This is a genomic window from Paraburkholderia kirstenboschensis (genome assembly GCF_904848585.1).
GTDB lineage: Bacteria > Pseudomonadota > Gammaproteobacteria > Burkholderiales > Burkholderiaceae > Paraburkholderia > Paraburkholderia kirstenboschensis.
Window position 1 is genome coordinate 89,951 of record NZ_CAJHCR010000019.1, and the last position, 12,310, is coordinate 102,260.

Below are 12,310 nucleotides of genomic sequence, written 5' to 3' on the forward strand. Positions count from 1 at the left end.
GCGCGCCGCCGTCCTGCGCAGTCAATGCAACGCCGACCACGCAAGCGACAGCGAAAAGACGCCGAGCAGGATCGACGCGCCGCGCTGAATCTTCGCCGGATCGAGCCAACGCAGCTTGCCGCTGCCCAGCGCCGCGCCAAAAGCGATCCACGCGAGCGCAATCGGCACGAGCAGGCACGCAAAGATCAGCATGGCCGAGAGATAAGCGGGCCAATGCGCGAAAGCAGCGGCCGGAAAAATGGTGCCCGCGAACAGCAAGGCTTTGGGATTGAGCAGCGTCGCAATGAACAACGTGCGCATGCCGCTCGCGCGCTGCGTGGAGTCCGGTAGCGCGACGGCCGCGCGCCACATATCGACGGCCAGCCACGCGATGTACAAACCCGCCGCCACACGCAGCAACGCGGGCAGCCACGGCAGCGCATGCGCGGCTTGCGCCAGAAAACGTCCCCAGACGGAAATAGAAACCAGGTAGCCGGCGAGTTCAGCGGCGATAAGCGGCAACGACCGCTGCAGGCCCTGGCGCAAACCTGCCGACGCAAGCAACGTATTTGTAGGCCCCGGCGTGATCAGCACGACGACAATGCCGACGGCCAACAACGCGGTAGCGGACGCAGAGAACATGAAAAAGGCGCAATGTTGAGAACAGTGCGCCTTTTTATCACAGACGGCGACCTGGCCAGCACGTGGCGCCGAAACGCCATGAGGGACCGCTGTCGCCAACGGTTAGCCGTTAAAGACCAAGCATTAATCGCTAATCGCTAATCCCGACCGTAAAGGCGCGGCCACCGTTCAGTGTTCCAGCTTCGCCCGCAGTTCCCGCGCAGCTTCAAGCAGCCCTTCATACCCCGAACGCGCGTGTTCGGGCAAATCCGGATCGCCGACAAACGTGCCCAGCGTTTCGATCAGGCTGTACAGAATGCCCTTTGCAGCACCCGACGCAATGCTGCCGGACGACACCTGTTGATCCACGTGACTGAGCGCTGCGTCGAGGTTTTCCAGATTGGGCCGGTCGCCCGTGGGCGGCGTAGGCGTTACGTCTTGCGTCATGATGAAGCGTCTCTCCGTTTGAAGCGTCGGTAAACGAGCGATCCTTTCACGTTGTTATATACCCATCGCGGGTTGCCGTCTATTCGTGATCGGCGCGGGCACGACCCGGATTAAGGCGTCCACCGATACATCAGGATTTTTGCGCGCGCGTCGTCTTCAACCAGTATCACGTACTCGCCGTTGTCGCGTCTCGCCGCGCTGATGCCGAGATAGACATCCACCCATCCGCCGGTGTTGCCCACGCTCGCGCCCGGCGTCATATAGCCGACCGGCTGACCTGTGCGCGCGTCGTAGACATCGACCTTAGCCGTGTACAACTCGGCCACGAAGATATAGTCGCCGGCCACCGCGACGCCGACCGCGGTTGTCTGCGGATTGCTCTGCGTGTTCCACGGCAGCGAGACCGCGTACTGCTGCGTGGGCGTGCCCGAACTCCAGTTGTCGTAACGCGCGAGCACGGGGCCGGCCTCTTTCCAATGCGTCGCGTCCCACGGAATGGCGCTGGTAAAACCGGACAGATACATGGTGTCGGATTCAGCCATGTAGATTAGCCGGGCCAGCCGGGTGAACGGCTGCGGCATCGCAAACATTTTGGAACTCGCGTAGGTGTAGATCGGATTGCCCGCTGAATCCAGCCCCTGCAAAGGCATCTCGCGAATGCCGCTCAGCGGTGTGGCGAGCCAGACATTGCCCGGCGCGTCCACCCACCAGAAGCCGTTGCCCACCGTGCTGCCGGTCGACGGATTGCTGCTTATCTCGCTGACGTCCACAACGCCGTTACCGTTGACATCGCGCCACAGCCATTCGCCATAGCCCGGCTGGCCCGAAGGCCACGTGCCCGGCAGCGGATTTTGCGCGAGCAGTCCCGACGGAATCGCCGTCTCGCCATGCTCGGCGTCGAAACGGTATACGTTCAGATAATGCGCGCCTGGATCGAGCGTATAGAGAAACGGCCGGCCGTTGATCCTGCGCACCATCGGCTCGCCGCGCACGCCGCGCGGCTGGTGAAACGTGGGGTCGTCGGGATAATCGAAGCGATTCAGCGTGAACCCCGCGTACGACCATTCGCGGCCGACAGGCTGGTTGTAGTCGAGCGTGAAGCGCTTCGAACCGGTGTACACCGAAGCCGGCGTGGCCGGATCGAAGGCGGCGCTGTCCACGAACGTCAGGCCGTACAGCCGCCAGTTCAACGCATGCGAGTTGAACACATAGCTTTCGAGCACCGCACCTTGACCGACAGATGCAGAGCCCGCCGGCCGCGGCCCTTCACCGTTTTGCGCGACATATAGATTGCCCGCCGGATCGAGCGCGATTCCCGTCATGCCGTTGAAGCGCCAGTTGCCCGGCACGCCCTTGACTGCATGAAAAATACCGTTGCGCGTGCCGACCGGTGCGGCCGCTCGCGGTTGACCTTTGGCGTCCTTGTTGAAGACGAGAATCTGCTGCGACGGCCCATTATCCGCGACGAGAATTTGCCCCGCTGGCGTGACGATGATGTCGGCCGGAACTGCGCCGGCGGGCAACGGCAAGGTGCCGGCGAGCGCTGTGCCGTCTGCGGTGAAGTGCAAGATAGTTAGGCTTCCGGACGATATGCCGCTTATCACCCAGAGCGTCGAATCGGTGTCGATCGCGATACGTCCTGGCGAGCTCACGCTCCACGAGCGCAATGGCTGCATCGTATTGGCGTTCAAAACGACAATGCGGTTCGCGTAGGTGTCGCAGAGATATAGTTCGCTGTCGGTGGCGGCAAGTCCGCGGATGGCCGCGTCGGTACCGGTTGCTACTGTATCGACGGGCAGGAAGCTGTTTTTCGTTGCGTTCGCGCTATTACCGACGCCGGCACTGAACGGCACGCCCGCCGAGAGATTCGTCAGCGTACGGCGCGTGATGCCGAACCACTCCTGGCCCGCTGGCGGATAGTCCGCGCCGACCAGCTTGTTGTTCTCGCTACCAATCGACATTGCCGCGTACAGATAGGTGTGGTTGACCGCGACGGCATCGCCGCCCGCAGCGCCCCACCCGTGCGTGAATCCGGCGACGGCGACCTTGTCGCCCCCGCGATACGCGGCGATCTCACTGCCGCTCTCGTCCCACGGCGCGTTCGTGAAAACAGTACCGTCGGCGCCCACCGCAATTGCCTGGATATCTTGCTGCACCCACTTGCCGTCGCCGAAACCGAAACTATTGCCGATCCACGAGGTGGTGTAGGTGAGCTGCGACTGCCCGTATGCAGTAAGCGGAAGAAGGCTATGGCAAAAAATGAATGCCGCGCCGAGGCGCGAGAGGAATTTCACGACAGTGTTCCCTTGCAAGTGACGCTTTTATCCTCGCATAGAAAACACGTGAATTAATTGATAAAAAATTGGCTATAAATCTTTGAAAAAATAAATATCCTGCACGCATAAGAGCGTGTGGGACGCCAGTTCTTCTGCGGCCTCGCTGCTTTATGCGACAGAAACGGTCAGTGTCGTCACGCCGCGGCAATATATCGTCGATGTGGTTTTCTTCAAATCCTGTTTGTGAATTCCATTTCCGCAAAGGCGCAACTTTGTGCGCATAAACCCCGCGTTCATCAGGCGTGGCTGCGTCGCCCGAAAATGCGCCGCGTCATATCAAACGCAACCAGATTGCCGGCTACCACCAGCAGCAATCCAACCACGGCCAATGCGGACCACTGATAGCCTTCGAATACCGTCGACACCGCCAACGCCACGATCGGAAACAGCACGGTCGAATAGGCCGCGCGCTCGGGCCCGATGCGACCGACTAGCATCAGGTATGCGGTAAAGCCGATCACCGAGCCAAACACCGCGAGATACGCCAGCGCGCCGAGATAACGCGTGGACGGTTCGATAGCGAACGGGAAGCCGGCGAGCGCGCTTCCTACTGTCAGCACGCTCGCGCCGATCAGCATCGCCCAGCTATTGGTCGCGAACGGGTGCAACCCCATCGACTGCATGCGGCTCGACAACAGATTGCCAGCCGAAAAGCACAACGTGCCGAGAAACGCGATGCCAAGCCCGAGCCATGCGGCGTGGTCGCCTAGATGCCCGCTCATCTGCTGAACGAAGAGACAGACAATGCCGACGAGGCCGAGCATCGCGCCCGCAATCGCCGATGGCTGCAGCGGACGCCCCATGAAAAGCCGCCCGTTGATCGAGTTGAGAAGCGGCGCGGTGGAGAACACCACGGCAACGAGGCCGCTCGGCACAACCTGTTCGGCGTAGTAGAAGCACAGGAAGTTGACGCAAAACAGCGCGAGCCCTTGCGCAAACAAAAATCGCCATGCGGCGCGCGGCGGCCACATCGGCCGGCGCATGATGCGCAACAGCGCGAACAGCACCAGTGCGGCGATCCAGAAACGCCAAGCGATCGAAACCGGCGGCGGCACCTCGCCCAACTGCCATTTGATCGCGATCCAGGTGGTGCCCCAGATCAGAACGGTAACGGCATAAAGCGACAGATTCATGGTCAAGCCTGCAACAGCGGATACGGGAGTCCGACTATGCGGCAACGCAGGCGCCCGGACTTGTCCAGGATTGCGCATTTTCGGCGGCGAACCGCGAGGGCATATATCCCGGGGCGCCGCCGGCCGTATACTCACGCCTATAGCCCGCAAGAATGACACCAGTTCCGTGAATCCGAGTCCGCCCGTCCCTGTGAATGACGCTACTGAAACGCCATTTGGCATTCAGTCGGTGTGTCACACGCTCGGCAGTTCGAACGCGAACCTGGACCGCTTTGCGTGGCTCGGCGACGGTCTGGCGATTGCCGTGTGGACGCGCGACACAGAGGTCGCCGAGACAGTCTACGAGCGCCCGGGCCACCACACGCTCTCGTGCTATCTGGATGGCGGCTATCGCACCGAGCGGCAGAAAATGCCTGGGCGTTACGGCGCGCCGTCGCGGCTATGCGCATTGCCCGGCGATCATGAATCGCGCTGGTGGGTGCGCGGCCATATGCATTTCATGCACCTCTATTTCCTGCCCGAGCACTTCACGCAACGTGCTGTGCAGGAACTGGACCGCGAGCCGCGCGAGTTGACGCTCGCCGATCGCACGTATTTCGAAGACGCACACATTGCCAGTTTGTGTCAGTCGCTCGCGAACGAGCATTGGGACGATGCGGACGGTTTGCTGCGCACCAACGAAACCGCGCATGAAGTGCTGAGCCTCCTGTTGCGCTCGCAAGGCGTGCGCCGCACCGGCCTGGCGCTAAAGGGCGGTTTGTCGGTTGCGACCCGACGGCGTCTGCGCGACTACATCGAGAGCCATCTTGCAGAGCCGCTCACGCTCGGCGAACTTGCAGGCGTAGCGGCGCTGTCGGAGTTTCACCTTGCGCGCATGTTCCGCACGTCGTTTGGAATGCCGCCCGCTGCGTGGATCGCGCAGCAGCGGCTCGAACGCGCGCGCACGCTGTTGCGCACCACTGCTCTGCCGCTTCTGCAGATCGCCGCACTATGCGGATATGCAAACGCGAGCCACTTCAGCCACCGTTTCCGCGAAGGCGTGGGCGTGTCGCCTACCGCGTATCGGCAGGCTGTCCCGGCCTGAGCGCGTCATTGCAGCGCCATCGCGAGCACACGGGCCACATGAATGGCCGCCACACCCGCGCCGTCGTGAATCTGATGACGGCAACTCGTACCGTCGGCGACCATGACGGTATTGCCGTCGATCTTGCGCACCGCCGGCAATAGCGACAACTCGGCCATGGCCTGCGATGTCGCATAGTGCTCCGCTTCGTAGCCGAAGCTGCCGGCCATTCCGCAGCACGACGATTCCACCGTCGATACCTTCAACTCAGGAATCCATTTCAAAACGGTTTGAACAGGCGTAAAGGCGTCGAACGCCTTCTGGTGACAATGGCCATGCACTAGTGCCTGCGGCGTGTCCAAGGGCTTCAACGCAAGCTTCAGGCGCCCGGCTTTTTCCTCACGCACCAGAAATTCTTCGAAGAGGAACGCCTGTTTGGCGAGCCGCTGCGCTTCGTCGCCGAAGCCGTAGTGCAAAAACTCGTCGCGCAACGACAGCAGGCACGACGGCTCCAGACCGACAACCGGCACGCCGCGCTCTACGAAAGGCTTGAAGAGATCGAGCATCCGCCTCGCTTCGTGCTTCGCTTCGTCAACGAGGCCCGCCGCGAGGAACGTGCGGCCGCAGCAGACCGGCCGCTCGCCTTCGCGCATGTTGAAGTGCACGGTGTAGCCCGCCGCCACCAGTACCTTCTGCGCGGCCCTGGCGTTGTCGGGCTCCATGTTGTTATTGAAGGTGTCGACGAACAACAGCACCTCTTTTAGCGCGGCGCCATGCGCGTTCACAGTGGGCCTTGCGCTCGACAGAAACGACTTTCTGAAGCGCGGCAAGCTCCGTTCGCTCGCGAAACCGATCGCGCGCTTGAACAACGCCGACACGAGCGGCACATTGTCGGCAAGCGCGATCAAGCCCGGCATGCGGCTCGCGGTTGCAGCGTAGCGCGGCATGAAGGCGACGAGCTTGTCGCGCAGCGTCAGACCATGTCGCTTGACGCGCGCGGCGCGCGCCTCGATCTTGAACTTCGCCATATCGACGCCCGTCGGGCAATCGCGCTTGCAGCCCTTGCATGACACGCAGAGATCGAGCGTGTCCTTGACTTCGTCGCTCGCGAGGCCGGCCTCGCCTAGCTGACCGGAGATTGCGAGCCGCAAGGTGTTCGCGCGCCCGCGCGTGACATGCTGTTCGTCTTTCGTCACGCGATAGCTCGGGCACATCGTGCCTGCATCGAATTTTCGGCAGTGGCCGTTGTTGTTGCACATCTCGACGGCCTTCGCGAGACCGCCTGCGAGGTCGTTGCCGCTGCCCGGCGCCGTTTCGCGGCCCGTCAGCGGATCGCGTCCGACATTCCATGCGGACCAGTCGAGCGCCGGTTCAAAGGGCCGTTCCTGATAGCCGGGCGCGAAACGGAAATAGCGCGCGTCGTCCATTTTCGGCGGACGCACCATCTTGTCGGGATTGAAGCGGTTATCCGGATCGAACAGCGCCTTGATTTCGCTGAACGCCTGGTTGAGTTTGGGACCGTATTGCCACGCGACCCATTCTCCGCGGCACAGGCCGTCACCGTGTTCCCCGGAATAAGCGCCCTTGTATTTGCGCACTAGCGCCGCGGCTTCCTCGGCAATCGCGCGCATTTTCACCGCGCCGTCGCGGCGCATGTCGAGAATCGGCCGCACGTGCAGCGTGCCGACGCTCGCATGCGCATACCAGGTGCCCTCCGTGCCATGCCGATGAAACACCTCCGTCAACTGGCTTGTGTACTCGGCGAGATGTTCGAGCGGCACCGCGCAGTCTTCGATGAAAGACACCGGCTTGCCGTCGCCCTTCATGCTCATCATGATGTTGAGTCCGGCCTTGCGCACTTCCCACAGCGCCTTTTGCGCGTTCATGTCCGGCATTTCTACCACCGAGCCAGGCAACCCGAGGTCGGCCATCAATTCGCCAAGCTGCCTGAGCGACTCGAGTTGCGCGTCGCGCGATTCGCCAGCGAATTCCACGAGCAGCACCGCTTGCGGCTCGCCGACCAGCGCCTTTTCGACCACTGGACGAAACGCGGGGTTGCTCATCGCCAGATCGATCATTGTGCGGTCGACCAGTTCCACCGCGACCGGCTTCAGCTTGACGATGTGCTGGGTCAGATCCATCGACTGCCAGAAGGTCGGAAAGTTGACCACGCCCAGCGTTTTATGCGCGGGCAACGGCGCGAGCTTCAGCGTCAACTGACGGCTGAATGCGAGCGTGCCTTCCGAGCCGACCAGCAAATGCGCGAGGTTCGCCACGCCGTCGTCGGTATAAGCGCGCGGATTCTGGCAGTCGAACAGGTCGATGTTGTAGCCGGCCACGCGGCGCAACACTTTCGGCACGCGCGCCACGATTTCGTCGCGCTCCCGCTGCGCGATCTGCTTAACGCCTTCGAATATCTGCTGCAAACGAGCGCCTTGCGGCGCATCGCGCAACGAAGCGAAACGCGCTTCGGTGCCGTCTGCGAGAATCGCGTCGATGGCTTCGACGTTGTGCACCATGTTGCCGTATTCAATCGAGCGCGAGCCGCACGAATTATTGCCCGCCATGCCGCCGATCGTGCATTGCGCCGCTGTCGACACATCCACCGGAAACCAGAGACCGTGCGGCTTGAGCCACGCGTTCAGATGATCGAGCACGACGCCCGGCTCCACCGTAACCGTGCGCGCCTCTGCATCGAAGTCGACGATATTGTTCAGCCATTTGCTCGTGTCGATCACGAGCGCTTCTCCGACCGTTTGTCCGCATTGACTCGTGCCCGCGCCGCGCGCGAGCAGCGGCACTTTTTCGCTGCGCGCAATTTCAAGTGCGATGCGCAGATCGTCCTGGTCCCGCGGCACGACGACGCCGACGGGCATGATCTGATAGATCGAGGCATCGGTCGCATAACGTCCGCGGCTTGCTGCATCGAACAGCACGTCCCCACGCAACGATTTACGCAGATGTTGCGCGAGCGGCGTCATCAGGCGCGCCGCGGACGGCACGAGATGAATCGGCTTGACCAGCAAAGCGGAAGTGGGATTCGTCATAACGTCGGTGTTGTTGCAATACGCAGAAAACGCGGCTAAGCGCAGCAAACCGCCGCGAGCGCCGGAACGGTCAATACAACGTGACGCTTACCGACGGCAGTCCTTCGATGCGTCCGTGCGCCGTGCCCGCGCTTCGTGGGAAGAACATGCCGGTGTACGAACCGGTTGTCACGACCATTTCGGGCGTCACGCTGATGCCACGCGACGTCGCGTGATTGACGAGCCACGTGAGCAATCGGCGCGGATCGCCTGCGGGATTGGCGGGCGTCAATTCCACGATATCGCGTCCGTTGAAGTCGAAACGCAGCGCGGGCGAGGCAAACGGGAAGCTCTCGTCATACGGCATGAATTCGCCGACGACCAGCGCGCCGTGGTTCTGCAAGTCCGCGAGTTGCGCGAGCTTGTCGACGTCGGGCCAGACGGCGAAACGGCTCGCGACGATTTCGATCGTCGCGCCGAACGAACCGATTGCCGCATGCACTTCGGCGTCGCTATAAGGCGTTGTGGAGGGCTCGAAGCAGCGGCCGAAACGAAACGCGATCTCCAGCTCCAGGCCCAACGGCGCGAAAGCCGCGCGCGGCACTGTGGCGCCGTCGGGATACCGGTCGACGTCCGGCAACGGCGCGCCCTGGATCGGCCCGCTGTCCGACTTGGCGCCGATCTTCCAGCCGCCAACGCGCGTGCCAGCAATGGCCAGGATCTCATGCTGGACCGCATACGCCGCGTCGGCGTCGGCCGGCGTGTTATTGAGCGGAAGGTTGGCGAGCGTCGCATGATCGCGGCGCGCATCGGCAAGTAAGCGGCTTAGAGGCGAGGTGGTCAGCTTCATGGCGTCGGCGTGAGAGGACCTGAGCATCGCTTATACGCCCATGCGGGGCGAGACCTGCCCCTTGTCCGCGGGATCGCCTGCGAACTTGCTCTCCGGTTGCATGCGGAACGCAAGCACGACACCAATCGCCATCAACAGCATACTGCCGACGAACGGCAACTCCCAGCTGCCGAAGTAGTCGATCAGGAAGCCGCCCATCACGGGCGAGATGATCGCCGCGAGCGCCGAGCCTGTGTTCATCATGCCGCTCGCCGTGCCCGAGGCTTCCGGGGCGATGTCCATCGGGATTGCCCACATCGGTCCAATCGTCATCTCGGCGAAGAAGAAGCCCGACGCGAGACACGCCATCGACAGATACACGTTGTGCGTGAACATCAGCGGAATCAGCGACAACAGGCAGAACAGCATGCACACCGACACCATCCAGCTGCGTGCGCGCTTCAGGCTGCCGGTGCGCGTATAGATGAAGTCGGTCACGATGCCGCCGAGCGTATCGCCGACCACGCCGGCGAGGAAAACCGCCGAAGCGAAGATCGCCGACTTCTTCAGTTCCAGGTGATAGCTGTGCAGGAAGTATTGCGGAATCCAGCTCAGGAAGAGCCACAATGTCCAGCCGTAGCAGAAGTACACGATCGTAACGGGCGCCATGCGGCGAAACAGCTTGCCCCAAGGCACGCCCGCCGACTTCGCTTTCGGCGCGGGCAATACTTCGAGCTCTTCAGTCGTGATACGCGGGTGATCTTTCGGATGCTCGGTGAACGTCAGTGCCCACACGACAACCCACAACAAACTGAAGGCACCGCAGATATAGAACGACTCGCGCCATCCCCAATTCGCCATGACGAGCACGATGAGGCCAGGCGCGACCGCGTTGCCGATGCGCGACGCGGCGTGCGTGATGCCCTGCGCAAAGCCGCGTTTTTCTTTCGCAACCCAGCGCGCCATTGCCGATGTCGCAGCGGGGAACGTTGCGCCTTCGCCGAATCCGAGCAGCACGCGCGCTGCCAGCAGCGAGATCAGGCCGCCCGCGAAACCGGTCAACAACGTCGCGATGCCCCACACCGCGCCGCACGCAAGCAGCGTGCGTCTTGCGCCGAAACGGTCACTCACCCAGCCGCCGATAATCTGAAACAGCAGATACGGGTACGCGAAAGCCGAGAACACCAGGCCGACTTCCGTATGCGAAAGATGGAATTCCTTGCCGAAGCCCGCGGCCGCCGTACTGACGTTGACGCGGTCCAGGTAGGTGATGAAGTACATGATGCAGAGCATCACTAGAACGATACTGGTCGCACTGGTCACACGAAACCGCTTCATCGTCTCTCTCCATTTGCATGTGTCGACGGCGCGCCTGACATGACGCGCTTGGTCGTCGCCCGGCGGTAGGCGCCGCCGGGACATCGCATTGTTCAGGGCCGCGTTCTGCGCGCGGCTTCGTAATGGAACTGACTTCGTTGATGCCTGCTTTCGTTGCGGTCTGCTTCTCTCGATGCGTTGCTGCGGCTTGTTGAGTGCGTCCGGTGTTGCTAGGCGGCCCGCGCAGCTTTTCTGCCGCTTCGTTCAGGCTGCCGCCTTCAAACCCGATGCTTGCGTCGGCTCGCTCAACCACTCCATAGCGGCAGGCAAGCCGCTCTCCTTGAGCGGCACGCCCGCGAGCCGTAAGCCCATCTCGCAACCGGCGAGCGTCGCGAGCAGCATCAGGTCGTTGCAATCGCCCAGATGACCGATGCGGAACATGCGGCCTTTCATCTTGCCGAGACCCGTGCCGAGCGACATGTCGAAGCGTTCGTAGATGAGCTTGCGAACCGCGTCGGCATCGACGCCGTCGGGCATCATCACGCCCGTCAGCACCGGGCTATACACAGCCGGATCGGCGCACTGAATCTCAAGGCCCCAGGCGCGCACTGCGCGGCGAGTCGCCTCGGCAAGACGCTCGTGACGCGCGAAGACGTTGTCGAGCCCTTCGCCGAGAATCATTTCGAGCGCTTCATGAAGCCCATACAGCAGGTTCGTGTTCGGCGTGTAGGGCCAGTAGCCCGTCTTGTTCATCTCGACGATTTCGCTCCAGTCCCAGAAACTGCGAGGCAGCTTTGCATGCTTGCTGGCGGCCACGGCTTTCGGCGAAATCGCGTTGAAGCTGATGCCCGGTGGCAGCATCAGGCCCTTCTGTGAACCTGAAACGGTGACGTCGACGCCCCACTCGTCGTGGCGATAATCGGCGCAGGCAAGGCCCGAAATCGTGTCGACGAGCAACAGCGCGGGGTGGCCTGCGGCGTCGATTGCGCGTCGCACGGCGGCGATATCCGAAGTCACGCCCGTGGACGTTTCGTTGTGCACGACGCACACCGCCTTGATCGAGTGCTGCGTGTCGTCTCGCAGACGCGCTTCGATCATTTGCGGCTGAACGCCGCGCCGCCAGCCCTCGATGCCGGGCAAGCCAAGAAACTCAGGCTTGAGCCCCAGGCTTTCCGCCATCTTTTTCCAGAGCGTTGCGAAGTGCCCGGTCTCGAACATCAGCACGTGATCGCCGGGGCTCAACGTGTTCGAGAGCGCCGCTTCCCATGCGCCGGTGCCGGACGCCGGATAGATCACCACGGGATGCTGGGTCTTGAAGATCTTCTTGATCCCGTCGAGCACCTTCAGACCCAGTTCGCCGAACTCAGGCCCGCGGTGGTCGATGGTCGGGTAGCTCATCGCCCGGAGGATGCGGTCGGGAACGGGGCTCGGCCCCGGAATCTGCAGAAAGTGACGGCCGGCGGGATGAAAATCTAACTTCAACATTGCGCTCCTCCGATTGAATTTTGCATGCAAAAAACTATATCAGACGAACTTGGACGGGTGAAGGACGAAAATCG

The 12,310-nt window shown here is 62.2% G+C and carries 9 protein-coding genes; 1 reads left to right on the top strand and 8 read right to left on the bottom strand.

All coding sequences use genetic code 11. The features are described 5' to 3' along the window. Positions 1-21: 21 nt before the first annotated feature. From JMY24_RS32000 to JMY24_RS32015, 4 genes are all read right to left on the bottom strand, one after another. Positions 22-621: a LysE family translocator gene (locus JMY24_RS32000; protein WP_128584034.1), complete on the bottom strand. Its 600-nt coding sequence runs from the start codon at positions 619-621 to the stop codon at positions 22-24. Positions 622-789: 168 nt separating this feature from the next. Then, complete coding sequence (locus tag JMY24_RS32005; RefSeq protein WP_020068608.1) at positions 790-1,047, bottom strand: hypothetical protein; 258 nt, start codon at positions 1,045-1,047, stop codon at positions 790-792. 110 nt (positions 1,048-1,157) lie between these two features. Next, on the bottom strand, positions 1,158-3,341 hold the full coding sequence (locus JMY24_RS32010) for an NHL repeat-containing protein (RefSeq protein WP_413231285.1): 2,184 nt from the start codon (positions 3,339-3,341) through the stop codon (positions 1,158-1,160). A 278-nt stretch (positions 3,342-3,619) separates the two neighbouring features. Beyond that, on the bottom strand, positions 3,620-4,516 hold the full coding sequence (locus JMY24_RS32015) for a DMT family transporter (RefSeq protein ID WP_128598048.1): 897 nt from the start codon (positions 4,514-4,516) through the stop codon (positions 3,620-3,622). Positions 4,517-4,682: 166 nt separating this feature from the next. On the opposite strand from JMY24_RS32015, the gene JMY24_RS32020 reads away from it, so the two are divergent. Next, a complete protein-coding gene (locus tag JMY24_RS32020) occupies positions 4,683-5,600 on the top strand; it encodes an AraC family transcriptional regulator (protein WP_201703558.1) in 918 nt (305 codons plus the stop codon). Between the two features lie 5 nt (positions 5,601-5,605). Here JMY24_RS32020 and JMY24_RS32025 read toward each other — a convergent pair whose 3' ends face one another. From JMY24_RS32025 to JMY24_RS32040, 4 genes are all read right to left on the bottom strand, one after another. Next, positions 5,606-8,626: an FAD-binding and (Fe-S)-binding domain-containing protein gene (locus JMY24_RS32025; protein WP_128598049.1), complete on the bottom strand. Its 3,021-nt coding sequence runs from the start codon at positions 8,624-8,626 to the stop codon at positions 5,606-5,608. Positions 8,627-8,696: 70 nt separating this feature from the next. Beyond that, positions 8,697-9,482, bottom strand: coding sequence for a 2-keto-4-pentenoate hydratase (locus JMY24_RS32030; protein WP_128598050.1), 786 nt, complete (start codon positions 9,480-9,482; stop codon positions 8,697-8,699). A gap of 3 nt (positions 9,483-9,485) precedes the next feature. After that, on the bottom strand, positions 9,486-10,772 hold the full coding sequence (locus tag JMY24_RS32035; protein ID WP_128598051.1) for an MFS transporter: 1,287 nt from the start codon (positions 10,770-10,772) through the stop codon (positions 9,486-9,488). A 243-nt stretch (positions 10,773-11,015) separates the two neighbouring features. Continuing rightward, positions 11,016-12,236 carry a pyridoxal-phosphate-dependent aminotransferase family protein gene (locus JMY24_RS32040; RefSeq protein WP_201703560.1) on the bottom strand — a complete coding sequence of 407 codons (1,221 nt, stop codon included), beginning with the start codon at positions 12,234-12,236 and terminating at the stop codon, positions 11,016-11,018. Positions 12,237-12,310 lie beyond the last annotated feature (74 nt).